Below are 23513 nucleotides of genomic sequence, written 5' to 3' on the forward strand. Positions count from 1 at the left end.
GAAGGGATGGTGCCCTGGGTCACAGTGTGGTTATCGTACGGATCCGAACGATCCGGCGACAGAGTGCCGGTGACCGCCGGCCCCGGCCGCGCGCGACAGCGAAGGAGTCCCGATGCCGGACACCGTCAACACCACTCTCCGCAGGAATGCGCTCGGCGTCGGGGCGATCGTCTTCCTGGTGCTCGCGGCCGTAGCGCCACTGACCGGCATGGTCGTGGTGGCCGCACTCGCCATCGCGTTCGGCAACGGCGGCGGCGCGCCGTTCTCGTTCCTCGCGGTGGCCGTGATCCTCCTCCTCTTCGCGATCGGCTACGGCAAGATGTCGAGCCAGCTCGTCAACGCGGGCGGGTTCTACGCCTTCGTGGTCAAGGGGCTCGGACGACCGGCAGGCCTCGCCGCCGGGTATGTCGCCACGCTGGGCTACAACTTCTTCGTCGTCGGGACCATCGGCACCAGCGGCTTCTTCATGATGGTGCTCATCGACTTCCTCTTCGGCATCCACCTCGACTGGTTCGTGTGGGGCGGCGCCTCGATGGTCGTGGCCTACCTGATGGCGGTGAGGGGCATCGACTTCAGCTCCAAGGTGCTGGGCGTCTCCCTCGTCCTGGAGACCGCCATCCTGGTCGTCTTCGACGTCGCCGTGCTCTTCCAGGAGGGCTACGACCTCTCCGCCTTCTCCGGCGACGCGATCACCTCGGGCTCGCTGTCGATCGGCCTCCTCCTCGCGGCCACGGGCTTCCTCGGCTTCGAGGCGACCTCGCTGTTCAGCGAGGAGGCGCGCAACCCCCTGCGGACGATCCCCCGGGCGACCTACCTGGCCATCACCATCATCGGCCTGCTCCTGGCCGTCACCACGTGGGCGGTGGTCAGCGCCACGGGCGTCGCCCGCGCACAGCAGGCGAGCATCGACCACCTCGAGGGCGGCGACCTCGTGTTCAGCCTCGGCGCCGAGTACCTCGGGGAGCCGATGATGAAGGTGATGATGGCGCTGCTCCTCGTCAGCCTCTTCGCCGCGATGCTCGCCTTCCACAACTCCGCGACGCGCTATCTCTTCTCGCTCGGCCGGGCCCGGGTCCTGCCGCAGGCGCTGTCGCGCACCAGCGACGGGGGCTCGCCGATCCTCGCCGGCACCCTCCAGGCGGGCTTCGCCCTGCTGGTCGCCGCCGCGTTCCGGATCGCCGGGCTCGACCCGATCCTGCAGGTGGTGCCCGCCATGCTGGGCTTCGGGACGCTGGCCATCGTCGTGCTCCAGGCGCTGGCCGCGCTCTCGATCGTGGTGCACTTCCGCCGCGGCGCAGACCCCCGCATCGGGAGCACCTTCGTGGCTCCCGCCATCGGCTTCGTCGGCCTGTCGTTCATCGTCGTCATGGCCGTGACGCACTTCGACGTCGTCGCCGGCTCGACGGAGAGGGCCATCACCAGCCTGCCCTGGCTGCTGGTGCTCGCGCTCGCCGTCGGCCTCGCCCAGGCGGCGTACCTGCGCCGCAGCCGGCCCGCGGTCTACGACGGGCTCAACGCGGACCTCGAGCGCTTCGACGAAGGACTCCCCAGCGCTCCCGTCGCCGGCCGATGATGGATCACTGAGAGAAAGACGAACGGAGACACCGTGGAGCACATCGACGAGAACGCGCTGCGCGAGGCCGCTCGGCAGTTCGGCGAGGACGGCATCGACGTCGTCCGGCTGGGCTACAGCGACCTGATCGGCACCGAGCGCGGCCGGGACATCCTGGCGGAGCGGTTCGACCGCACCGTCGGGGACGGCGTCGCGTTCTGCCGCTCGGTCTACGGCACCTCGCCGATGGGGGACGTCGTCGACATCGCCGGCGGGCTCTCGGCCGGCCTGCCCGACATCGTCGTCGTCCCCGACCTCGCCACGGCGCGACCCGTGCCGTGGGAGCCCGGGGTCGCCCACGTCATCGGCGACGTCTACAACCCCGACGGCTCGCCGTCGGAGGAGAGCCCGCGCCAGGTGCTGAAGCGGGTCGTCGACCGGTTCGCCGAGCTCGGCATGCGCCCCATCGTCGGGCCCGAGCTGGAGTTCTACGTGCTCGAGCCCGACGAGTCCGCGCCCCACGGCTGGCGGCGGTACGGCGACGCCACCGGCAACGTGTACGTCGCCGGCTTCAAGGGCGACCCGGAGAACACCCTGCTCGCGTCCCTGCGCGAGCTGGCGGCGTACGGCCTCGACGTCGTCGCCGCCAACCACGAGTTCTCCGGCGGCCAGTTCGAGATCAACCTCTGGCACTCCGAGGCCCTCGACGCCGCGGACCGGGCGTTCCGGTTCAAGGCGGCCGTGCAGGAGCTCGCCCGGCGGCGCGGCAAGATGGCGACCTTCATGGCCAAGCCGTTCAACGACGAGGGCGGGTCCGGCTTCCACCTGCACTTCAGCACCCTCGACGCCGAGGGCAGGCCGCTGTTCGACGACCCGGACGGCGTGGACGGCCTGTCCGACGTCGGCCGCTCCGCGATCGCCGGCGTCCTCGCGCACGCGCCGGCGCTGGCGGCGATCAACAATCCCACGGTCAACTCCTACAAGCGGTTCGGTCCCGACACGCTCGCCCCGTGGCTGGTCGACTGGGGGCTCGACAACCGCAGCGCCATGGTCCGGATCCCGCCCGAGCGGGGCCGTGCCTCCCGGCTGGAGCTGCGGCTCGGCGACGCGTCCGCGAACCCCTATCTCGCGATCGCCGGCCTGCTCGCGGCCGCCTATCTCGGGATCCGCGACAGGCTCGCCCCGCCCGCCAAGCTCGAGGGCTACGGCTACGACACCGCGAAGGCCGACCGGCTGCCCGGCGACCTCGGCGCCGCGATCGACGCCCTGGAGGAGGACAAGGACCTCGCCGACATTCTCGGCCCCGCGTTCGTCGACACCTTCGTCGCCTACAAGCGCAACGAGCTCGAGCGGTTCGGCCAGTTCGTGACGGACTGGGAGTTCCGGGAGTACGCCTACCACCTGTGAGGTGGCCGGCGAGAGGGGGAGAGATCTCGTGACGACGCAGCCCATCGTCCGTGAGTTCGAGGCGGACCTGAGGGTCGTCTCCGCCGTCGAGGCGGCGACCGACGTGGTGACCCTGACTCTGGCCGCGGCCGACGGCTCGGCGCTGCCGCCGTGGACGCCCGGCGCCCACATCGACCTCGTGCTCGGCGACGACCTGGTCCGCCAGTACTCGCTGTGCGGCAGTCCCGCCGACGCCGACCGCTGGCGCATCGGCGTCCTGCGCACGCCCGACAGCCGCGGCGGCTCGAAGGCGGTGCACGCCGAGCTGGGGGAGGGCGCCACGGTGCGGGTCCGCGGCCCGCGCAACCACTTCCCGATGGTCGCCTCGCCGCGCTATCTCTTCCTCGCCGGAGGCATCGGCATCACCCCGATGCTGCCGATGATCGCCGAGGCGGAGGCCTCGGGAGCCGACTGGCGTCTCGTGTACGGCGGTCGCTCGCGCGCGTCGATGGCCTTCCTCGACGAGCTGGCGGCCTACGGCGACCGGGTCACCCTGCTCCCGCAGGACGAGGCGGGCCTGCCCGACCTCGACGCCCTGCTCGGCGTACCGCAGCCGGACACGCTGGTCTACACGTGCGGGCCCAGCGGGCTGCTGGACGCGGTCGAGGCCCGCTGCTCGTCGTGGCCGGCCGGCAGCCTCCACCTGGAGCGGTTCGCGCCGCGGGCGGCGTCGGGCGAGGACGAGGACACCGCCTTCGAGCTGGTGCTCCAGCGCTCGGGACTGACCCTCACGGTGCCGGCGGACCGTTCGGTCTTCGAGGTCTGCAAGGCCGCCGGCGTCAGCGTGGTCGGCTCCTGCCTCGAGGGCGTGTGCGGGACCTGCGAGACCGAGGTGGTCGACGGGGACGTCGACCACCGCGACTCCGTCCTGAACGAGGAGGAGAAGGAGTCCAACGAGTTCATGATGATCTGCGTCTCCCGGTGCCGCTCCGACCGGCTGACGCTGGACCTGTGAGGGAGACGCAGGGATGAGAGAGCACGGCACCACGGGCTACCCGCGCAACGCCTGGTACGCCCTCGCCGCGTCGGACGAGATCGCGGGCGAGCCCTTCGGGACGCGGGCGCTGGACACCCCCGTCGTGCTGTTCCGGGTCCCCGGACCCGACGGCGGCGTGGTCGCGCTGCGCGACCGCGACGCCCACCGGCCCTACCCGCTGAGCCTCGGCCACGTCGACGGCGACACCATCGTGTCGGGCTACTCCGGCTTCGCGTACGACCGCACCGGCGCGTGCGTGCGGGTCCCCTCCCAGGAGCAGGTCCCGTACGGCGCCCGCGTCCCGTCGTACCCGGTGCGCGAGGAAGGCGGGCTGGTCTGGGTCTGGCTGGGCGAGCCGTCGCTGGCCGCCCGGCGTCCGCCGGTCGCGACCCCCTGGCTGACGGACCTCTCCTGGGAGACCTTCGGCGGGCAGTGGGAGACCGCGGCCCACGTGCGCCTGCTCCACGACAACTTCGCCGACATCACCCACGTGGCCGTCGTCGACCCGGTGATCTCGCCGCCGGTGCTCGCCGGCGTCGCGCCCGCACTCGAGGTCGAGCTGACCGAGACGACGGTCCACTTCCACCGCGACTGGCCCGCCGCGCCGATGCCCGAGTGGCAGGCCAAGGTCTCGGGGGCGTCCCCGTCGGCGTCGTACCCGCAACGCGAGGAGGGGGCGTTCCTGGCTCCCGGCCTGTGGGCGGACCGCTGGGACGTGCTGCTGCCGGACGCCGAGGGCGGACCCCAGACCCTCCGCTTCACCCACGCCGTGACGCCCGTGGACGACCGCCGTACGCGCCACCTGTGGCGGGTCAGCCGCAACTTCGCCCCGGGCGCCGCGGCGACCGACGTCCTCCGCCCGATCTTCGAGTCCTACTACCTCAAGGTCCGCGAGATCCTCGAGACCATGCAGCAGGTCATCGACCGCGACGGCTACGGCGAGGACGTCAACGTCGCCGCCGACCTCGCCGCCCTCCAGGTCCGCAAGATCCTCCGCCGCCTGGTCGCCGACGAAGGCTGACCCCGCCCCGCGAGGTGTGAGGTGTGGGGCCGCGAGGTGTGCCATGTGGGGCCGCGAGGTGTGAGTTGTGGGGATGCGCGGTGTGAGGTCGGCCCCAGATCTCACACCTCGCGCGGGGCATGTACCGACGTCGCCGAGGCGAGCTCGCTCTTCAGGAGCGTCACACTCCGGTCAAGTCGTGTCGGCAGGGATCGGACCAGCCAAGAGGTAGATCCGATCCCGCCGTACGTGCGGCCGCTTTCGCTGGCAGCCCAGGTCGAAGTCAGGCGTACTTGATCCTCACCCTGGAGCTGTCCCACACGTCGAGGCTGTCGATGTCACCGACCTCGACGACGGCCAGCCACCACCCGTCGGCGTCAGCCCGGAACATGTGCGACTGGTCATCGACCTCCACCGTGATCTCCGAACCCGGATCGGCGCGTCCGACTGCCCAAACGGAGTCGTCGGACCAGCCGCGGATCGCAGATTCGCCGAGGTCGGGGTAGTTGGCGTCGTCGTGACCTGCGATCGGCACCCATCCGTCCGCCGCGCGGACGAAGACGGTGAGCTCGACCTCACGTCCGTCGCCGTTGAGGTCGTCGAACCGAGCGGCGTGGGGGCCTTCCCGGACGACAGTGCGTACGACGCCGTGCCGCGGGATGTCCGAGATCCATAGCTCGTCGTGGTTCACCCCAGGACAGTCGCATGCCGCACACGCCGCCGCCTCCGAATATCGACGAGCCACCGGCGTACGTCATTCCCGATGAACGTGGGCGCAGGAATCCGGTGAGGTCGCTGCCACCCGATCAGGCGTGGCTGGGTCTTGTGTTGCGTCCCGAAGGCTGGGCGACCCCACGAGGCACACCTCGAGGCCCCACAACTCACACCTCGCGCCCCCATGAGGCACACCTCGCGGGGCGTGGTCAGTGGGTGGTGACGCGGACGGGGAGGGTCTTGATGCCGTTGACGAAGTTGCTGCGGACCCGGCGGACCTCGCCGTTGAGCTCGATGGTCTTCAGGCGGGGGATCAGCTCCTCGAACATGAGCCGGATCTCCATGCGGGCCAGGTTGTTGCCCAGGCACAGGTGCGGGCTGCCCTTGCCGAAGGTGACGTGGTCGATGTCCTTGCGGGTGACGTCGAAGTCGTAGGGGTCGTCGAAGACCTCCTCGTCGCGGTTGCCCGAGGCGAACCACATGACGACCTTGTCACCCTCCTTGATCTGCTGGCCGCCGAGCTCGACGTCGCGGGTCGCCGTACGACGGAAGTGGTAGACCGGCGACGCCCAGCGCAGGAACTCCTCCACGGCGTCCGGGATCAGCTCCGGGTTCGCCTGCAGCTTCGCGAGCTGCTCGGGGTGCTCGAGCAGCGCGAGCATGCTGTGCGTGATGGTGTGGCGAGTGGTCTCGTTGCCGGCCACGACGAGCAGCAGGAAGTAGCTGTCGAACTCGGAGGCCGACAGCGCCTGGCCGTCCTCGGGGATCTTGTTGACCAGCATGCTGACCAGGTCGCTGCCGGAGCCGCCCTTGCGCTCGGCGGCGAGCTGGCGGCCGTAGTCGAAGACCTCCTGGGACACGGGGGAGCGGAAGGGCAGGTGCTTGTAGCGCTCGCTCTCCGCGTCGGAGATGAGGACCTTCGCGTACTCCGGGTCGGAGAAGCCGATGATCTCGTTGCCCCAGTCGATGAGCTGCCCCGTCCGCTCCTGAGGTACGTCGAGCAGGCGCGCGAGCACCTGGATCGGGAAGTCCGCGCTGATCTCCTTCACGAAGTCGAACTCCGACTTCTGCAGCGCGGCGTCGATCGTCTGCTTGGTGAGGTCGCGCAGGAAGTCCTCGTAGTTGCGCATGAGGTTGGGACGGCTGAACTCGCGAGCGATCAGCTTCCGCAGGGCCCGGTGTCGCGTGCCGTCCGTCTCCAGCATGGACCGACGGGCCTCCTGCAGGTCGTCGTCGACCTCCTCGAGGTTCACGAAGTTCGTCGACGTGAACGTCTCCGGGTCCTTGTCCACCTCGCAGATGTCGGCGTGCCGGGTCACGGCCCAGAAGCCGCTCCCACCGTCGGTCTCGCGCTGGAAGTGGACCGGTGACTCCCGGCGCAGGGTGTCGAGCATGCCCCACGCCTGGGGGCCGGTGAAGCGGTCGAGGTCGACGAGGTCGACCTCGTCCAGCGGGACGTACGGCGGCTTCTCCACGGGCGTGTCTCCATCCAGTCCAGGGCAATCGTTCGGATCCGAACAATATCTCCGAAGAACTTTCCTCGCAAGGGTGGTCTTTCACTGCGGAGGTGGTTATCGTACGGATCCGAACGACCTGCACATCCGCGACCCGAGCTGAGGCCCGATGAACGACCTGAAGGGGTTCTTCTTCCCCCGCACCGCGACCGGCCAGTCATCCCTGATCCCGCCGCCGCCGTGGCACTACTCGGGCGACCTGCTCACCGTCGAGTACCGCACCGACCCGGCGCGCGTCGCGGAGCTGCTGCCCGCTCCGCTCGAGCTCGCCCCTGAGGACCCCGGCGCCGTCGCGCTGATCTGGGCCGACTGGCAGTCCTGCTCGTCGAGCCGCGAGGAGCTGCTGGACCCGGTGCGCTCGCAGTACAAGGAGGCCTTCGTCGTCGTCCGGTGCTCCTTCGAGGGCGTCACCTACTCGCGCTGCGTCTACATCTGGGTCGACAAGGACTTCGCGATCGCTCGCGGCCTGCACCAGGGCTACCCGAAGAAGCTCGGCTCCATGTGGCAGACCCGGCCGCACCCGTTCTCCCACGCCGCCCCGCAGGTCGCGGCCGGGGGTGTCTTCGGGGCGACCCTCGCGGCCGGTGACCGCCGCCTCGCGCAGGCCGTGCTGACCCTCCGCGAGGAGTCGGCGACCAACGGCTTCGTCAACGGCCATCCCATGGCCCATCACCGCGTCTACCCGGGCATCGAGAAGGACGGGCCGGACGCGTACGCCGAGCTCATCGCCTCGGGCGCGAGCTCCTTCGAGGCGGGCCCGGCCTGGACCGGCGACGTCGAGCTCGAGCTCTTCGCGTCGCCGACCGAGGAGCTGCACCGGCTCGAGGTGCAGGAGATCATCGGCGGCTACTACCGCCAGGTCGGCGTCGTCTGGGACGGCGGCACCACGCTCGCGCACCTGACCGACCGCCAGCCCGACCGCCAGCCCGACCGCCAGCCCGAGGGAGCCACCCGATGAGCGCGCACCAGGCGCACACGGCCGTGGTGGAGGGCGTCGAGGTCGACACCCGCCACTGGATCGGCGGCCACCGGGTCGCCTCCACCACCACCTTCACCGACGTCTCGCCGATCGACGAGCAGCCGCTCGCCGAGATCCACGCCGGTACGACGACCGAGGTCGACGCCGCCGTCGCCGCGGCGCGCGCCGCCTTCCCCGCCTGGGCCGCGCTGTCGGTCAAGGAGCGCAGCGACATCCTGCGCGCCGTCGCCGACGGCATCGAGGCTCGGATCGAGGATCTCGCCGTCGTCGAGACCCGGGACAACGGCTCCCTGCTGCGCTCGCACCGCCGTGGCGTGATGCCGCGCGTGGCGATGAACTTCCGCGCCTTCGCCGACTTCGCCGAGCAGCAGCTGGGGCACCCGGACCTGGAGGTCCGCGGCCATCGGGAGCGGATCAGCTACGACCCGGCCGGCGTCGTCGCGATCATCACGCCCTGGAACGCGCCGCTCATGCTCGCCACCTGGCGGATCGGGCCGGCCCTCGCCGCCGGCAACACGGTCGTCGTCAAGCCGCCCGAGTGGGCGCCGCTGACCGCGAGCCTGCTCGCGGACATCATGCACGAGGCCGGCGTACCCGCCGGGGTCTTCAACGTCGTCCAGGGCACCGGGGTCGACGCGGGCGCCCCGCTCACCGCGCACCCCGACATCAACCGGCTGGCGTTCACGGGCTCGGTGCCGACCGCCGGGGTGATCTCGAAGGCGGCGGCCGCCAACATCGTCCCGCTCTCCTACGAGCTCGGCGGCAAGTCACCGCTGCTCGTCTTCGAGGACGCCGACCTCGACCTGGCCGTCGACCTCGCGGTCGAGCAGTTCGACAACGCCGGCCAGGTCTGCCTCAAGGCGGCCCGGATGCTCGTGCACTCCTCGCTCGCCGAGGAGTTCACGCAGCGGGTGGTGGCGAAGGCGAGCACCCTGGTGCAGGGCGACCCGCGCGACGAGGCGACGGACGTGTCCGCCCTGGTGTCGCGCCGGCACTTCGAGCAGATCTGCGGCTTCGTCGAGCGAGCCGTCGCCGACGGGGCCCGTCCGCTGCTCGGCGGTGGCCCCAACGACGAGCTGGGCGGGCTCTACTTCCGTCCGACCGTCCTCGTCGACGCCCCGCCGGGCTCGGAGATCCTCACCGAGGAGGTCTTCGGACCGGTCGTCACGATCGAGACCTTCGACACCGAGGAGGAGGCGGTCGCGAAGGCCAACGACACGCGCTTCGGCCTCGCCGCGACGCTCGCGACGGGCGATCCTGCCCGTGCCGAGCGGGTCTCGCGGCAGCTGCGCGCGGGCACCGTCTGGGTCAACTGCTTCTTCGTCCGCGACCTCAACGCGCCCTTCGGCGGCAGCGGTCGCTCCGGCATCGGCCGGGAGGGCGGCATCTGGTCCTTCGACTTCTACACCGACATCAAGAACAGCGTGTTCGCGCCGAGCGGCTGGGCGGAGCAGGCAGGACAGGAAGGTGGGTCCGATGGGTGAGGTCGTCGGCGCGGGCCTGGTCGCGCACGTCCCCACGATCGTGCTGCCGGAGGCGATCCGGCGCGAGCTCAACGGCGGGGAGGACAGCACCCTCGTCTCGGGGCTCCAGCAGCTGCGTCGCGAGGTCTTCGACGTCGTGGACTACGACACCGTGGTCGTGCTCGACTCGCACTGGGCCACGACGGTCGAGTGGGTCGTGACCGCGCAGGAGCGCCGCAGCGGCTTGTTCACCTCCGAGGAGCTGCCGCGCGGGATGAGCCAGCGGCCCTACGACTTCGCCGGGGACCCTGAGCTGGCGCACCTGGTCGCCAGCAAGGCGCCCGAGCACAGCACGTGGATCACCGCGATCGACGACGACGCGCTGCCGATCTTCTACGCGACCACCAACGTGTGGGAGTACCTCGGCCAGGGCCTGCCCGACAAGCGGTGGATCTCGATCGGCGTGTGCCAGACCGCCGACCAGGAGGACGCCCTGCGCCTGGGCCGCGCCCTCGGTACGGCGATCGCCGCGTCGGACCGCAAGGTCCTGCTGGTCGCCTCCGGCGCCATGTCCCACACCTTCTGGCCGCTGCGGAAGCTGCGCGACCACGAGGCCGCGGGCGTGGAGCACATCTTCACCCCGGAGGCCGCTGCCGCCGACGCCGAGCGGATCGACTGGTTCAAGCGCGGCGAGCACGCGCGTGTGCTCGACACGATGGACGAGTTCTACCGGTTCAAGCCCGAGGCCCGCTTCCAGCACTATCTGATGATGATCGGCGCCCTCGGCGAGGGCGACTGCACCGCTCCCGGCCGCCAGTACGGCGAGTACGAGAACTCCGTCGGCACCGGCCAGGTGCACCTGTGGTTCGACCGCCCGGAGGGCGGCTTCCCTGCTCCCCGGGCCACGCCCACCGACCCCGACTACGTCCGCCAGACGCGCGGCCCCGGTGCCGACGTACCGGCCGCCGGCTGAGCCACCGAGAGGATCTCCGAGACATGACCACCGAGTACCGCCGGATCCTGCTCGACGGCAACGCCGTCGATGTCCGCCGCGAGGGCGACACCCTCGTCGCCGGCGACGGGCGCACCGTCGCCGTCGCCGACGCCGTCCACCTGCCGCCGGTGACGCCGAGCAAGATCGTCTGCGTCCACCTCAACTACTCCTCCCGGGTCGAGGAGATGATGACCAAGCTCCCGCCGGCGCCCACGTACTTCCACAAGCCGGTCTCCGCGCTCAACGCCCACGAGTCCGCGGTGGTGCGCCCGCAGGGCTGTAAGTGGCTCAACTACGAGGGCGAGATCGCGATCGTCATCGGCAGGACCGCGCGCAACATCGCGCCCGAGGAGGCCGGCGACTACATCCGTGGCTACTCGATCGGCAACGACTACGGCCTGCACGACTTCCGCGACACCGACTCCGGCTCGATGCTGCGGGTCAAGGGTGCCGACACGCTGTGCCCGGTCGGCCCCGGCATCGTCGAGGGCTGGGACTTCCGCGACAAGCGGATCCGCACGATCGTCAACGGCGAGGTGCGCCAGGACGGCAGCACCAGCGAGATGAAGTGGGACATGCACTACCTCGTCGCCGACATCGCGCGCACCATCACGCTGCAGCCCGGCGACATCCTCATGTCCGGTACGCCGGCCATCTCGCGCACCGTCTACCCCGGGGACGTCGTCGAGGTCGAGGTCGAGGGCCTCGGCATCCTGCGCAACCACATCGTGGAGGGCCCGACCCCGATCCGCGGCGACGTCGGCGCGCAGCCGACCGAGAGCGAGGAGGTCCTCTCGACCGCCCAGGGCGGCGACTGGGAGTTCCGCGGGATCCGCAAGCCCGACCTCTCGAACACCCACTGAGCCCGCGCAGCCCTGGAAGGACGTGCCGTGCCCGCACCCCGCATGCTGATGATCCTCAGCGAGAACTGGACGCTCACCGACGGCCGCAACCTCAACGACCTCGTCACCTGGTCCCGGATCGCCGAGGACACCGGCTTCGACGCGGTGATGATCTCCGAGCACGTCGTGCTGGGCCCCGACGCCAGCGACAAGGGGGTGATGGGCAACCCTCGCGACTATGCGGCGCCCGGCAACCAGGACCCGCTGACGCCCTGGCCGAACTCGCTGATGCTGTTCTCCGCGATCGCCAGCGTGACCGAGCGGATCCGGCTGGTCGGCGCGGCGGTGCTCGCCCCGCTGCGTCACCCCCTGCTCCTCGCCCGCGAGCTGGGGACGCTGGACCTGATCTCCGAGGGCCGGCTCGTGGTCCAGCCGAGCGTGAGCTGGAGCAAGGACGAGTACGCCGCCCTGGGCGTCCCGTTCGGAGAGCGCGGCAGGATCCTCAGCGAGCAGCTCGAGGTGCTGCGGCTCGTGTTCGGGCAGTCGCCGGCGACGCACCACGGCCGGTACTTCGACTTCGAGGACATCTACCTCGAGCCCAAGGCCTTCCGGCCCGAGGGCCCGCGGATGTGGTTCGGCGGGCAGAAGGCGCACGGCGCGGTCGTGGAGCGGATCGTGAGGTACGGGCACGGCTTCCACCCGTTCGGCCGCCCGACGGCCGAGGACCTGCAGGTGATCCGGGACGCCATGGCCGCGGCCGGGCGCGACATGGCCGAGCTCGAGATGGTGGGCGGCGTGCGGTACTCCTTCCCCGACGACCACTCGCTCGCCGACCTGGGGGAGTCGATGGACTCGATCCCCGAGCAGCTCGAGCAGGGCTTCACCACCATCTGCATCAAGCCGTCGATGTACATCGACGACCAGCGGGAGATGGAGACGTTCTGCAAGGACGTCATGAGGCGGGCGGAGGCGATGGCCTGATGGCCGACCGTGACAGCGCGGGCAGGCGGCTGCTGGTCCTCGGCCACGACTACCTCGCGGCCGGCGGGATCGAGCAGCGCTTCCTCGACCGCGGCTACGGTGCCGAGCGCATGCAGGTCGTGCCGCCCGACCGCTTCGGCGACCCGGGCGTGGACGTCGACCTCCCCGACCCGCGCGCGTACGACGCCGTCCTGGTGCTCGGCGCCCGGTGGAGCGTCTACGACGACGAGGTCGCGTCGTGGGTGAAGCCCGAGCTCGAGCTGCTGCGCACGGCCGACGAGGCGGGCGTGCCCGTCCTCGGGATCTGCTTCGGCGGACAGATGCTCGCCCAGGCCCACGGGGGCGAGGTCGTCGCCTCGCCGGCGCCAGAGATCGGCCCGCACGTGGTGTCCGGGGTGCCGGCGGTGGCGGGCATCTGGACGCAGTGGCACTACGACCGGTTCGTCCCTCCGCCGGAGGCGACGGTCGTCGGCGTCAACGCGGCGGCGCCGCAGGCGTTCGTGCTGCGCCGCAACCTCGCCGTCCAGTTCCATCCCGAGGTGGACGCGGACAGCGTGCAGGCATGGCTCGACGACGGGGGCGCCCAGCAGGCCCGCAACCGCGGGCTGGACCCCGACGTGCTGCTGGAGCACATCCGCTCCCTCGACGCCGACGTACGGCGGCGCGCCGGGACGCTCGTCGACTACTTCCTCGACCAGGTGGCGGTGAGCTGATGGCCGCAGCGACCGGCAGGGTCGTCGTGGTCACCGGCGGCGGCACCGGGATCGGCGCCGCTGTCGCCCGCCGGCTCGCCGCGTGCGGCGACCAGGTCGTCGTCTGCGGCCGCCGGGAGGCGCCGCTGCGCGCGGTCGCCGGCGAGACCGGCGCCCACGCGATCGTCGCCGACGTCAGCGAGCCGGATGGCGTCGAGCGGGTCGTCACCGAGACGGTCGCGACCTTCGGCCGGCTCGACGGCCTGGTCCTCAACCACGGGATCATCCACGTCGGCCGGGTCGACGAGGTCACGCCCGCGCAGTGGGACGAGACCGTGCGGGTGAACCTCACCTCGCCCTTCCTCCTCGTCCGCGCCGCGCTGCCGCACCTGCTGGCCGCACGCGGCGCGGTCGTCGCGGTATCGTCGGTCGCCGCCCTGCGCGCGAGCGACGGGATGGCGGCGTACTCCGCCAGCAAGGCCGGGCTGCTCCTGCTCACCCAGTCCCTCGCGGTCGACCACGGTCGCGACGGGCTGCGCGCCAACGCGATCTGCCCCGGGTGGACCGCCACCGAGATGGGGGACATGGAGATGGCCGAGCTCGGCAGGGAGCGCGGTCTCTCGACCGACGACGCCTACCGGCTGGCCACCGCCGTGGTCCCGCAGCGCCGCGCGGCCCAGCCCGACGAGATCGCGGCCGCGGTGGGCTGGCTGCTCTCCGACGCCGCGTCGTACGTCAACGGCGTGGTGCTGCCCGTGGACGGCGGCTCCTGCGTCGTCGACCCCGGCACCTTCGCCCTCGACCCCCGCGTCTCGATCGCCCTCACCCAGGAGTCCTGATGACCCAGCCCGTCAGCAAGTACGCCGTCCGCAACCCCGCGACCGGGGAGGTGCTCGAGAACTTCCCGACCGCCACCGACGCCGAGGTCGCCGCGGCCGTGGACGCGGCGGCCGCCGCGCACGAGCGGTGGGGCCGCGGCGCCTCCGGGGCCGAGCGGGCCGTGGTCATCCGGCGGGTCGCGGAGCTGCACCGCGAGCGGTCCGGCGAGCTGGCCAAGGCGATCCATCTCGAGATGGGCAAGGCGCTGCCGGCCGCCGAGGGGGAGGTCGCGTTCTCGGCCGACATCTACCAGTTCTACGCCGACCGCGCCGAGGAGCTCCTCGCCGACGAGGAGATCGAGCTGCTGGGCGGCGAGGGGCGCGCCCTGCTCCGTCGGCAGTCGGTCGGCCCGCTGCTGGGGATCATGCCGTGGAACTACCCGGTCTACCAGGTCGCCCGGTTCGCGGCGCCCAACCTGCTCCTCGGCAACACGATCGTCCTCAAGCACGCCGCGCAGTGCCCGCGCTCGGCGGCCCTCCAGGCCGAGATCCTCCTCGACGCCGGCCTGCCCGCGGGGGCCTACGTGAACGTCTACGCGACCAGTGACCAGGTCGCCGCGGTGATCGCCGACCCGCGCGTCCAGGGCGTCTCGCTGACCGGCTCGGAGCGGGCCGGCTCGATCATCGGCGAGCTGGCCGGTCGCCACCTGAAGAAGTGCGTGCTCGAGCTCGGGGGCTCGGACCCCTTCGTGCTGCTCTCCACCGACGACCTCGCCGCTGCCGTCGACGACGCGCTCGCCGCCCGGGTCGGCAACGTCGGCCAGGCGTGCAACGGTGCGAAGCGGTTCGTGGTCGTCGACGAGCTGTACGACGCCTTCGTCGACCTGCTGCGGGAGCGGATCGCCTCCGCCGGCACCGGCGCCCCGCTGTCCTCGGTCGGCGCGGCCGAGGAGCTCGCCGCCCAGGTCGAGGCGGCCGTGGCCGCGGGCGCGGTCCTGGAGTCGGCGGGGGAGCGGGAGGGCGCCTTCCATCCCGTCGGGGTCCTCACCGGGGTCACCCCCGACAACCCCGCCTACCACCAGGAGTTCTTCGGGCCGGTGGCGATGGTCTTCCGCGCCGCCGACGAGGCGGACGCGGTGCGCATCGCGAACGACACCCCGTACGGGCTCGGGTCCTACGTCTACACGACCGACCCGGAGCAGGCGGACCGGGTCGCGAGCGCCCTCGAGGCGGGCATGGTCTTCGTCAACGGGGTCGGCCTCGAGGCGGTCGAGCTGCCGTTCGGCGGCGTGCGCCGCTCGGGCTACGGCCGGGAGCTGGGGCGCCTCGGCATCGAGGAGTTCGTCAACAAGAAGATGATCCGCATCGCCCGCTGACCTCCGGGGCGCGAGGTGTGAGTTCTGGGGCCTCGAGGTGTGAGGTGTGGGGCGCCCAGCCGCCTCAGCGGGCTCCGACCAGACGCAGGGCCAGGTCGGCGTAGTAGTCGCCGATCTGCGCCGGCGACCACTCGCCGTCCTCGCGGTACCAGCGGGCGATGTCGATGCCCATCGAGGCGAGCGCGGTCGCGGCCAGGGCCGGGTCCGGCGTGTCGAAGGCGCCCGCCGCCACGCCGTCCGCGACCAGCGCCCGCAGCTCGCGGTCGATGCCGGTGCGCAGCTCGTCGATCGCCGCGCGGTGCTCCGGGCTGAGCGCCGCCAGCTCGTAGTTGAGGATCCGCGCGACCGTGTGGTGGTGGGCGTGGAACTCCGCGAACGCGCGCCCGACCGCGGCGACCTGCGCGACCGGGTCGGCGGACGAGGCGCGCGCCTCGCGTACGACGTCCAGCGCCTGCTGGTGTCCGGCGCGCGAGATGAGGAAGAGCAGGTCCTCCTTGGACCGGTGGTGGACGTAGACCGCCGCCGGACTCATCCCGGCCGCGCTCGCGATGTCGCGGGTGGTCGTGCCATGGAAGCCCTTCGCGGAGAACGCCGTCACCGCCGCGTCGAGCAGCCGCGCGCGGGTGGCCTCGGCGCGAGAGGGCGCAGTGGACATCGGGCTACCTCCGGCTGGTGCCTCGGCGACGGGCTCGCGAGACAGGCTCGCGAGAGGGGCCTTGACGGGTGGGGGCGGGTGACCCTTAGGCTACACGCTAAGCAAGCGCTTAGTAACCCGATGATCGGAGCGGACGCACGTGGGCACGAGGTTCGAGGGGAAGACGGCGATCGTCACCGGAGCGAGCCGGGGCATCGGCCTCGGCATCGCGCGGCGCCTCGTCGCGGACGGCGCCCGCGTCGTGGTCACGGGTCGCGGCAAGGAGGCGCTCGACGAGGCGGTCGCCGAGCTCGGCGGGCCGTCGAAGGCGCTCGGAATCGCGGGCCGCGCGGACGATGCGGCGCACCAGGCGGACGTCGTACGGCGGACGGTCGAGACCTTCGGCAGCGCCGACCTGCTCGTCAACAACACCGGCATCAACCCGACCTACGGGCCGATGATCGACCTCGACCTCGACGTCGCGCGCAAGGTCGTCGACGTCAACGTGCTGGCGGCGCTGGCGTGGACCCAGCGCGTCCACGACGCCTGGATGCGCGAGCACGGCGGCGCGGTCGTCAACGTCTCGTCGGTCTCCGGCGTCAGGCCCGCGCCGAACATCGGGATCTACGGCGCCAGCAAGGCGATGATGATCTCCATGACCGAGCTCCTCGCCGTCGAGCTGGGCCCCCACGTCCGGGTCAACGCGGTCGCTCCGGCGGTGGTGAAGACCAGGTTCGCCACCGCGCTCTACGAGGGGCGGGAGGACCAGGTCGCGGAGCAGTACCCGCTCAAGCGGCTCGGCGAGCCCGAGGACATCGGCGGCGTCGTCGCCTTCCTGCTCTCCGACGACGCTGCCTGGATGACCGGGCAGACGGTCGTCGTCGACGGCGGGGTCACGCTCACCGGTGGCGTCGAGTGAGCGAGCGGGAGCACCCGCCGGGTCTCGACCTCGCCGCGCTCGGCGCCTGGCTGCCGACGGCCGTCCCGGGCGCCGGGTCGTCACTGAGCGCCGAGCTGGTCGCGGGCGGCAAGTCCAATCTCACCTTCGTGGTCACCGACGGCAGCGCGGAGTGGATCGTACGGCGACCGCCGCTCGGCCACGTGCTGGCGACCGCCCACGACATGGGGCGCGAGTACCGGGTCATGTCCGCGCTGCAGGGCACCGCGGTCCCGGTGCCGCGCACCTTCGCGCTGTGCTCCGACCCGGCCGTGCTCGGTGCGGAGTTCTACGTGATGGAGCGGTGCGCCGGGACGCCCTACCGTCGCGCCGCGGACCTCGAGGTGCTCGGACCCGAGCGCACCAGGGCGATCTCGGAGCGGCTCGTCGACATCCTCGCGGCGCTGCACGCGCTGGCGCCCGACGAGGTCGGCCTGGGCGACTTCGGCCGTGCCGACGGCTTCCTGGCGCGCCAGGTCGCGCGGTGGCGCAAGCAGCTGGACGCGTCGTACACGAGGGACCTGCCGGCCGCCGACGAGCTGCACCGCCTGTTGGCGGCCTCGGTGCCGACCGGGTCGGCCGTGGGCATCGTGCACGGCGACTACCGCCTCGACAACGTGCTGGTGGACACCACCGACGGAGCCGACCAGGCGACCGCCGTCCTGGACTGGGAGATGGCGACGCTCGGGGACCCGCTCACCGACCTCGCGCTCATGCTCACCTACCACCGCCTCGCGGACACCCTGGGTGCGGCGGTCGCCGACGCCTCGTCCGCGCGGGGCTTCCTCACCGAGGAGGAGATCGTGGCCCGCTACGCCGCGGCGAGCGAGCGCGACCTGTCCGGCTTCGGCTGGTACCTGGGGCTGGCGGCCTTCAAGCTGGCCGCGATCCTCGAGGGCATCCACTACCGCTTCCTCGCCGGCCAGACGGTCGGGGAGGGCTTCGACCAGGTCGGCGCCGCGATCCACCCCTTGCTCGACGCCGGCCTCACCGCAATCAAGGAGAACTGATGGACTTCGGATACGACGCGCGCACCGAGGAGCTGCGGGCCACGATGCTCGCCTTCATGGACGAGGCGGTCTACCCGGCCGAGTCGGTGTTCCACGACCAGCTCGCCCAGCTCGAGCAGTCGGGGGACCGGTGGGCGTGGGACTCCACGCCGGTGGTCAAGGAGCTGCGGGCCGAGGCGCGCCAGCGCGGGCTGTGGAACCTCTTCCTGCCCGGTGAGCACCCCGGCGTCGAGGGCGCGGGCCTGACCAACGTCCAGTACGCCGCCCTCGCGGAGATCTCCGGACGCAGCGGCCATCTCGCCCCGGCGGCGATGAACTGCGCCGCGCCCGACACGGGGAACATGGAGGTCCTGCACCTCTTCGGCACGCCCGAGCAGAAGGAGCAGTGGCTCGAGCCGCTGCTGAACGGCGAGATCCGCTCCGCGTTCGCCATGACCGAGCCCGACGTGGCCTCCTCCGACGCGACCAACATCGCCATGTCGATCGTCCGCGACGGCGACGAGTACGTCCTCAACGGCCGCAAGTGGTGGATCACCGGGGCGATGAACCCCAACTGCCGGATCTTCATCGTCATGGGCAAGACCGACCCGACCGCGGACCGGCACCGTCAGCAGTCGATGATCCTCGTCCCGCGCGACACACCCGGTCTGGAGGTCGTGCGGCCCATGCACGTCATGGGCTACGACGACCACGAGCACGGCGGGCACGCCGAGCTGCGCTTCACCGACGTCCGGGTCCCGGCCGCCCACCTGATCGGGGAGGAGGGCTACGGGTTCGGGATCGCCCAGGCCCGCCTGGGCCCGGGGCGCATCCACCACTGCATGCGCTCGATCGGCATCGCCGAGCGCGCGATCGAGCTGATGTGCGAGCGCGCCGAGTCCCGGGTCGCGTTCGGGCGACCGATCGCCGACCAGGGCGTCGTACGGGCCTGGATCGCGGAGTCCCGGGTCCGGCTCGAGCAGCTGCGGCTGCTGGTGCTCAAGACGGCGTGGCTGATGGACACGGTCGGCAACAAGGGCGCGCACACCGAGATCCAGGCCATCAAGATCGCCACCCCCGAGACCGTGCAGTGGATCCTCGACAAGGCGATCCAGGTCCACGGCGCGGGCGGTCTCTCGCAGGACTTCCCGCTCGCGAACATGTACGCCGGCATCCGCACCCTGCGCTTCGCGGACGGCCCCGACGAGGTCCACCGCAACGCCCTCGCCAAGGCCGAGATCCGGCGCCAGGCCGCCGCGCGCGAGGGGCGCTGACCGGCACCGACGCACACTGGAGGACATGGCGACGACCACCGCGGTCCCCGGCCCCACCCGACGCTGGCTCGGCCTGCTGCCCTTCGCGGGCGCGGTGGCGGTCGTCGCCGTGCTCGGCGGCCTCGCCGCCAGGGGCTCGGCGCAGACCTACCGCGCCCTGGACCTGCCGGCGTTCGCGCCGCCGTCCTGGCTGTTCGGCCCGGTCTGGACCGTGCTCTACGTGGCGATCGCCGTCGCGGGCTGGCTCGCGTGGCGTGCGGGCGCCGGGCCCCTCGCCCTCGGCGCCTGGGTGGTCCAGCTGCTGCTCAACGTGGCCTGGACCCCGCTCTTCTTCGCGGCGGGGCGCTACGGCTGGGCGCTGGTCGACATCGTCGCGCTGCTGGTCGCGATCGTGGCGGTCGTCGTGCTCTTCGGGCGCGCGTCCCGCGCCGCCGCGTGGCTGCTCGTGCCCTATCTGCTGTGGGTGGCCTTCGCGACGGCGTTGAACGCGGCGATCGTCGCGCTCAACTGACCCGGCGGCCCTCTGCCGCTTCCCGACCGCCGCCCTCTGGTCGGTCCAGGGCCGGGCGGGGTTCACCGAGCGTTCTCCTGACGCGGCGATCCTCGGGTTTTGTAGACCCATCTCAGCATCCGAGGACCCACTGTCGTGACATCCCACTCCCGCGCCGTCGCCGTCGTGGCGGCCGGCGCGCTCGGCCTCTCCGGCCTCTCCCTGCTCGCCACCGCCGCGCCCGCCCGCGCAGCTGACCCCGCCGGCGCACTCGGAGCCGTCGTGATCAACGAGGTGAGCTCCAACGGCTTCGCCGGCGGCGACTTCGTCGAGCTCCACAACCGCGGAACGGCCCCGGTCGACCTGACCGGCTACCACCTCAAGGACAACAAGACGCTGGCCGAGGACGACATCGTGCTCGACGGCACGATCCCCCCGCAGGGCCACGCAGTCGTGTACCTCGACGGTGGGCCCGGCGCCACGCCGAAGCCGTTCGGACTGGGCAGCTCCGACGAGGCGACGCTGCTCTCGCCGGACGGCGCCACCGTCATCGACACCCACGCATGGACCAGCCACGTCACGCCCAGCGTGGCGCGGGTGCCCGACGGCAGCGGCGCGTTCGCCGTCACGACGGCGCCCACCCCGGGCGGCCCGAACGCGCTGGCCACGACCGCCGAGGCTCAGGTCAGCCTCAACGAGGTGCTGACCGACGGCGCGGGCACCGCCGCCGAGGGCCAGCACGACTTCGTGGAGATCCACAACGCCTCGGCGAGCACCGTCGACCTGAGCGGCTGGTATGTCACCGACGGGGCCGGGACGCCGACCGCGGCAGACCGGGTCACCCTGGGCGGTCCCACGGCGACGCTCGCGCCGGGCGGCTACCTCGCGGTCGAGACCGAGCTGCTCGACACCGAGATCCCCGCCGACTTCACCTACCTGCCGGCCAGCAACGGCACGAAGTCGGGCTTCGGGCTCAGCAAGTCGGACTGGGCGTTCCTCTTCAAGCCCGACGGCACGCTGGTCTCGACGACGTTCAAGGGCCTCCTGCCCGATGAGCACGCGAACACCTGGGCCCGCCTGCACCCCGGCACCGGTCTGTGGCGCAATGGGGCGACGGCGACCCCCGGCGCCGCCAACGTGTTCCCCGGAGGAGGGGGCGAGGCGCCGGTGCTGGACCCGAACTGGGACGACATCGAGATCAACGAGATCTCGTCGCTCAACGCCGACGACGACGGCAACCCCGGCCTCGGCGACGCCGTCGAGCTGGTCAACACGGGCACCAGCCCGGTCAGCATCGAGGGCTGGCACCAGGTCGACAGCGGCGCCGCCTCGGGCGCCGGGTTGCTGGGCGTCGCGGACCTCAAGGTCTGGAACGGCACCGCCCTGGTGCCCGCCGCCGACATGACGATCCCGCCCGGTGGGCACGTCGCCTTCTCCTCGAAGAAGGGACTGTCCGGCGAGGGTGACGCCGTCCGCGTCTACGGCCCGGGAGCCGACCCCGCCGCCCGTCAGCTCGTCGACGAGCAGGCGTACGGCGACGGCGACGGGGGCGTGTCGGACAACTACGACTCCGACGCGCGGGCGTTCGCGGCCTGCCCCGAGGCGTCCGACGAGTTCTGGCGGGTGCGCGAGAGCAGCTTCGGCCGCGACAACACCGAGTCCTGCGGGACGAGGTCGCGCCGGCTCTCGACTCCCGTCGTGGTCAACGAGATCGCGAACCTCGACGGCAAGGTCGAGCTCCTCAACACCGGCAGCGAGCCCGTCGACATCGCTGGCTGGCAGCTCCTCGACGCGTCCGCTGCCGTCGTGCACACCGTGCCGGCAGGCACCTCGCTCGCCCCGGGCGCGTTCTACGTCGCCGAGGACGTGACGGGCCTCGACAGCCAGGACGCGCTCACCCTGCGCCGCGCCAGTGACCAGGCCTCCGCCGTCGCCCACACCTGGTACGAGGACGGCATCGCGTCGTACAGCCGGTGCGAGCTGTTCGGCGACGTCTCCTACGTGGAGACCCCGACCGCCACCTGGGGCGCGGCGAACGCCTGCCCGAGCCTGTCCACCTCGACGTGGCCCGGACCGGCGGAGGTCGCGACCGTCGACGAGGTCAACGGCTTCGGCGACGGCGACGGCAACGGGGAGGGCGACGTGTCGGGCGCCGCCTTCGACCCGACCGACCCGAGCGTCCTGTGGGTCGTGCAGAACAAGAACGCCCTGCACAAGATGCACAAGGTGGGCGGCGTCTACGTCGCGGTCGACGGGTGGGAGGGCGGCAAGCGGCTGCACTTCGCCTCCGGCGCCGGCGCGGTCGACTCCGAGGGCGTGACGGTCGGCCCCGACGGCTCGGTCTACGTCACCTCCGAGCGCGACAACGAGAACAGCGGCGTCTCCTCCAACAAGGTCGAGCGGTACGACGTCTCCGCCGTCACCGCCGCGACCACCGACCTCACGGCCGTGAGCGAGTGGGACGTCAACGGGTCCGTCACCACCGGGACCAACCTGGGCCTCGAAGGGATCACCTATGTGCCGGACAGCTTCCTGGTCGGTGCCGGCTGGAAGGTCGGGGGAGCGCCGTACACCGCGGCGGCGTACCCGACGCCGGGCCTGTTCGTCACGGCCGTCGAGGGCACGGGCGCGCTGCACTTCTTCTCCCTCGCGGACGGCGCGGCGCCGGTCGAGGTGAAGGTGGAGGCGTCTGGTTTCCCGTTCGCGATGGACGTCGCGTACGACGCCGACCGAAAGGCGCTCTGGGCGCTGTGCGACGACAGCTGCGGCGGGATCCAGAACCTGCTGACCGTCGAGAACGGCGCCTTCGTCGTGAAGCACTCCTTGGCCCGCCCGGCCGGGATGGCGAACCTCAACAACGAGGGCATGGCGATCAAGCCGCGCAGCACCGCGGTCGGCGGCATGGTCGAGGTCGTGTGGGCCGACGACGGCGACACCGACGGGCACTCGCTGCGTGAGGGCCACCTGACGGCCGACTTCGCCGTACCGGCTCCGCCGGCGGTGACGCCTCCGGGCGTGACACCGCCGACGGCCGCACAGCTCGCGCTGGCGCACGCCGCGGCCAAGGTGGCCGCCGCGAAGCAGAAGGTGGCCGCCGTCAAGGCGAAGCTCAAGGCGGCGAAGCAGGCGAGGCAGGCCGCCAAGGTCACGCGTCTGGCGGCCAAGCTCGCGAAGCTGAAGAAGAAGCTGAGGAAGCTCAAGCGGGCGCTCGCCGCGGCGAGTGCCGCGGCGGCGCGACCGTAGGTTTCGGTACCCGCATGTGGGGAGCCCGGCACCGCGAGGTGCCGGGCTCTCTAGACCTCGGCGGTCCAGCTGCGGGCGTGACCGGTGTGGACAACGGCCCACACGCCGGTGTGCGGGTCGACCATCACGGTGACCGAGGGATCCGCCGTGCCGCGGCCGGCGGCCTCGCAGTCGGACCAGTCGCACACATGGCTGAGGGTGACGTGGTCGCCGTCCGGCAGAGTGAGCCACAGCCTCAGCTCGCCCTCGGTGGACGCCGACTCGGACGGGATCTGCGTCCAGCTGAGTGCCCGAGCCGTCAGCTCGACACCGGACCGGGCCAGCGCCTCGGTCGCCGCGAGCTTGCGGCCCGCCGCCGCGGGCAGCCTGACGCCCAGCACCAGGCAGCCGATGGTCGGGAGTAGGAGCACGACCAGCAGGAACACACCGGGCACCGTCTGGTCGGCGAAGATCAGGCCAACGGGGATCGCGAGCAGCGCGAGGCCGACACCGAACACGACGGGAGCCATGCGGCGGTCGTGTCTCGCCAGGGCAGGGGTCTGCCACGAGATCTGGGTCGACGGGGAGGGCGCGCGCATGGGGCCGTGATCGTACCCGGA

General features: G+C 71.8%; 21 protein-coding genes. 17 read left to right on the plus strand and 4 right to left on the minus strand.

Annotated features, from left to right (window positions below):
- Nucleotides 1-112 precede the first annotated feature (112 nt).
- Genes ACJ5H2_RS05260 through ACJ5H2_RS05275 form a run of 4 tightly spaced genes read left to right on the plus strand, consistent with a single transcriptional unit; the run spans nt 113 to nt 4995 of the window.
- Entirely contained in the window at nt 113-1573 is a 1461-nt protein-coding gene (locus ACJ5H2_RS05260) for an APC family permease (RefSeq protein WP_408898519.1), read from the plus strand.
- Nucleotides 1574-1606: 33 nt separating this feature from the next.
- Complete coding sequence (locus ACJ5H2_RS05265; RefSeq protein WP_408898520.1) at nt 1607-2959, plus strand: glutamine synthetase family protein; 1353 nt, start codon at nt 1607-1609, stop codon at nt 2957-2959.
- Nucleotides 2960-2987: 28 nt separating this feature from the next.
- The gene (locus ACJ5H2_RS05270) at nt 2988-3953 is read left to right on the plus strand and encodes a PDR/VanB family oxidoreductase (RefSeq protein ID WP_408898521.1); all 966 of its coding nucleotides are present in this window, start codon (nt 2988-2990) and stop codon (nt 3951-3953) included.
- A 13-nt stretch (nt 3954-3966) separates the two neighbouring features.
- A complete protein-coding gene (locus ACJ5H2_RS05275) occupies nt 3967-4995 on the plus strand; it encodes a Rieske 2Fe-2S domain-containing protein (protein ID WP_408898522.1) in 1029 nt (342 codons plus the stop codon).
- A gap of 262 nt (nt 4996-5257) precedes the next feature.
- Here the strand turns inward: ACJ5H2_RS05275 and ACJ5H2_RS05280 are convergent, their stop codons facing one another.
- The gene (locus tag ACJ5H2_RS05280; RefSeq protein ID WP_408898523.1) at nt 5258-5665 is read right to left on the minus strand and encodes a hypothetical protein; all 408 of its coding nucleotides are present in this window, start codon (nt 5663-5665) and stop codon (nt 5258-5260) included.
- A gap of 232 nt (nt 5666-5897) precedes the next feature.
- On the minus strand, nt 5898-7163 hold the full coding sequence (locus tag ACJ5H2_RS05285; protein WP_408898524.1) for a cytochrome P450: 1266 nt from the start codon (nt 7161-7163) through the stop codon (nt 5898-5900).
- A gap of 148 nt (nt 7164-7311) precedes the next feature.
- Between ACJ5H2_RS05285 and ACJ5H2_RS05290 the strand changes: the two genes are divergently transcribed.
- Genes ACJ5H2_RS05290 through ACJ5H2_RS05325 form a run of 8 tightly spaced genes read left to right on the plus strand, consistent with a single transcriptional unit; the run spans nt 7312 to nt 15347 of the window.
- Nucleotides 7312-8160 carry an acetoacetate decarboxylase family protein gene (locus ACJ5H2_RS05290; RefSeq protein WP_408898525.1) on the plus strand — a complete coding sequence of 283 codons (849 nt, stop codon included), beginning with the start codon at nt 7312-7314 and terminating at the stop codon, nt 8158-8160.
- Complete coding sequence (locus ACJ5H2_RS05295; protein WP_408898526.1) at nt 8157-9665, plus strand: aldehyde dehydrogenase family protein; 1509 nt, start codon at nt 8157-8159, stop codon at nt 9663-9665. The genes ACJ5H2_RS05290 and ACJ5H2_RS05295 overlap by 4 nt, the downstream gene beginning before the upstream one ends.
- Nucleotides 9658-10617 (plus strand): catechol 1,2-dioxygenase, encoded by a 960-nt coding sequence (locus ACJ5H2_RS05300; protein ID WP_408898527.1) that lies wholly within the window; start codon nt 9658-9660, stop codon nt 10615-10617. The genes ACJ5H2_RS05295 and ACJ5H2_RS05300 overlap by 8 nt, the downstream gene beginning before the upstream one ends.
- 23 nt (nt 10618-10640) lie before the next feature.
- Nucleotides 10641-11501, plus strand: a complete 861-nt coding sequence (locus ACJ5H2_RS05305) for a fumarylacetoacetate hydrolase family protein (protein WP_408898528.1) — start codon at nt 10641-10643, stop codon at nt 11499-11501.
- A 27-nt stretch (nt 11502-11528) separates the two neighbouring features.
- Entirely contained in the window at nt 11529-12461 is a 933-nt protein-coding gene (locus ACJ5H2_RS05310; protein WP_408898529.1) for a TIGR03619 family F420-dependent LLM class oxidoreductase, read from the plus strand.
- Nucleotides 12461-13174 carry a type 1 glutamine amidotransferase gene (locus ACJ5H2_RS05315; protein WP_408898530.1) on the plus strand — a complete coding sequence of 238 codons (714 nt, stop codon included), beginning with the start codon at nt 12461-12463 and terminating at the stop codon, nt 13172-13174. The genes ACJ5H2_RS05310 and ACJ5H2_RS05315 overlap by 1 nt, the downstream gene beginning before the upstream one ends.
- The gene (locus tag ACJ5H2_RS05320) at nt 13174-13992 is read left to right on the plus strand and encodes an SDR family NAD(P)-dependent oxidoreductase (RefSeq protein WP_408898531.1); all 819 of its coding nucleotides are present in this window, start codon (nt 13174-13176) and stop codon (nt 13990-13992) included. Before ACJ5H2_RS05315 ends, ACJ5H2_RS05320 begins: the two co-directional genes overlap by 1 nt.
- Nucleotides 13992-15347, plus strand: a complete 1356-nt coding sequence (locus tag ACJ5H2_RS05325; protein ID WP_408898532.1) for an aldehyde dehydrogenase family protein — start codon at nt 13992-13994, stop codon at nt 15345-15347. Before ACJ5H2_RS05320 ends, ACJ5H2_RS05325 begins: the two co-directional genes overlap by 1 nt.
- 64 nt (nt 15348-15411) lie before the next feature.
- Here ACJ5H2_RS05325 and ACJ5H2_RS05330 read toward each other — a convergent pair whose 3' ends face one another.
- Nucleotides 15412-16002, minus strand: a complete 591-nt coding sequence (locus ACJ5H2_RS05330) for a TetR/AcrR family transcriptional regulator (RefSeq protein WP_408898533.1) — start codon at nt 16000-16002, stop codon at nt 15412-15414.
- A 139-nt stretch (nt 16003-16141) separates the two neighbouring features.
- Between ACJ5H2_RS05330 and ACJ5H2_RS05335 the strand changes: the two genes are divergently transcribed.
- From ACJ5H2_RS05335 to ACJ5H2_RS05355, 5 genes are all read left to right on the plus strand, one after another.
- On the plus strand, nt 16142-16900 hold the full coding sequence (locus tag ACJ5H2_RS05335; RefSeq protein WP_408898534.1) for an SDR family oxidoreductase: 759 nt from the start codon (nt 16142-16144) through the stop codon (nt 16898-16900).
- Nucleotides 16897-17928: a phosphotransferase family protein gene (locus tag ACJ5H2_RS05340; RefSeq protein WP_408898535.1), complete on the plus strand. Its 1032-nt coding sequence runs from the start codon at nt 16897-16899 to the stop codon at nt 17926-17928. Before ACJ5H2_RS05335 ends, ACJ5H2_RS05340 begins: the two co-directional genes overlap by 4 nt.
- On the plus strand, nt 17928-19181 hold the full coding sequence (locus ACJ5H2_RS05345; protein ID WP_408898536.1) for an acyl-CoA dehydrogenase family protein: 1254 nt from the start codon (nt 17928-17930) through the stop codon (nt 19179-19181). Before ACJ5H2_RS05340 ends, ACJ5H2_RS05345 begins: the two co-directional genes overlap by 1 nt.
- 25 nt (nt 19182-19206) lie before the next feature.
- Nucleotides 19207-19692: a TspO/MBR family protein gene (locus tag ACJ5H2_RS05350; RefSeq protein ID WP_408898537.1), complete on the plus strand. Its 486-nt coding sequence runs from the start codon at nt 19207-19209 to the stop codon at nt 19690-19692.
- A gap of 135 nt (nt 19693-19827) precedes the next feature.
- The gene (locus tag ACJ5H2_RS05355; protein WP_408898538.1) at nt 19828-22914 is read left to right on the plus strand and encodes a lamin tail domain-containing protein; all 3087 of its coding nucleotides are present in this window, start codon (nt 19828-19830) and stop codon (nt 22912-22914) included.
- Between the two features lie 50 nt (nt 22915-22964).
- Here ACJ5H2_RS05355 and ACJ5H2_RS05360 read toward each other — a convergent pair whose 3' ends face one another.
- Nucleotides 22965-23492: a hypothetical protein gene (locus ACJ5H2_RS05360; RefSeq protein WP_408898539.1), complete on the minus strand. Its 528-nt coding sequence runs from the start codon at nt 23490-23492 to the stop codon at nt 22965-22967.
- Nucleotides 23493-23513 lie beyond the last annotated feature (21 nt).

The sequence above is a fragment of the Nocardioides pymetrozini genome (genome assembly GCF_046058985.1).
GTDB lineage: Bacteria > Actinomycetota > Actinomycetes > Propionibacteriales > Nocardioidaceae > Nocardioides.

Coding starts and splice junctions, on each gene's coding strand:
- ACJ5H2_RS05260 (WP_408898519.1), top strand. CDS start 113: ATGCCGGACACCGTCAACACCACTCTCCGCAGGAATGCGCTCGGCGTC.
- ACJ5H2_RS05275 (WP_408898522.1), top strand. CDS start 3,967: ATGAGAGAGCACGGCACCACGGGCTACCCGCGCAACGCCTGGTACGCC.
- ACJ5H2_RS05290 (WP_408898525.1), top strand. CDS start 7,312: ATGAACGACCTGAAGGGGTTCTTCTTCCCCCGCACCGCGACCGGCCAG.
- ACJ5H2_RS05295 (WP_408898526.1), top strand. CDS start 8,157: ATGAGCGCGCACCAGGCGCACACGGCCGTGGTGGAGGGCGTCGAGGTC.
- ACJ5H2_RS05300 (WP_408898527.1), top strand. CDS start 9,658: ATGGGTGAGGTCGTCGGCGCGGGCCTGGTCGCGCACGTCCCCACGATC.
- ACJ5H2_RS05305 (WP_408898528.1), top strand. CDS start 10,641: ATGACCACCGAGTACCGCCGGATCCTGCTCGACGGCAACGCCGTCGAT.
- ACJ5H2_RS05315 (WP_408898530.1), top strand. CDS start 12,461: ATGGCCGACCGTGACAGCGCGGGCAGGCGGCTGCTGGTCCTCGGCCAC.
- ACJ5H2_RS05320 (WP_408898531.1), top strand. CDS start 13,174: ATGGCCGCAGCGACCGGCAGGGTCGTCGTGGTCACCGGCGGCGGCACC.
- ACJ5H2_RS05325 (WP_408898532.1), top strand. CDS start 13,992: ATGACCCAGCCCGTCAGCAAGTACGCCGTCCGCAACCCCGCGACCGGG.
- ACJ5H2_RS05330 (WP_408898533.1), bottom strand. CDS start 16,002: ATGTCCACTGCGCCCTCTCGCGCCGAGGCCACCCGCGCGCGGCTGCTC.
- ACJ5H2_RS05345 (WP_408898536.1), top strand. CDS start 17,928: ATGGACTTCGGATACGACGCGCGCACCGAGGAGCTGCGGGCCACGATG.
- ACJ5H2_RS05350 (WP_408898537.1), top strand. CDS start 19,207: ATGGCGACGACCACCGCGGTCCCCGGCCCCACCCGACGCTGGCTCGGC.
- ACJ5H2_RS05360 (WP_408898539.1), bottom strand. CDS start 23,492: ATGCGCGCGCCCTCCCCGTCGACCCAGATCTCGTGGCAGACCCCTGCC.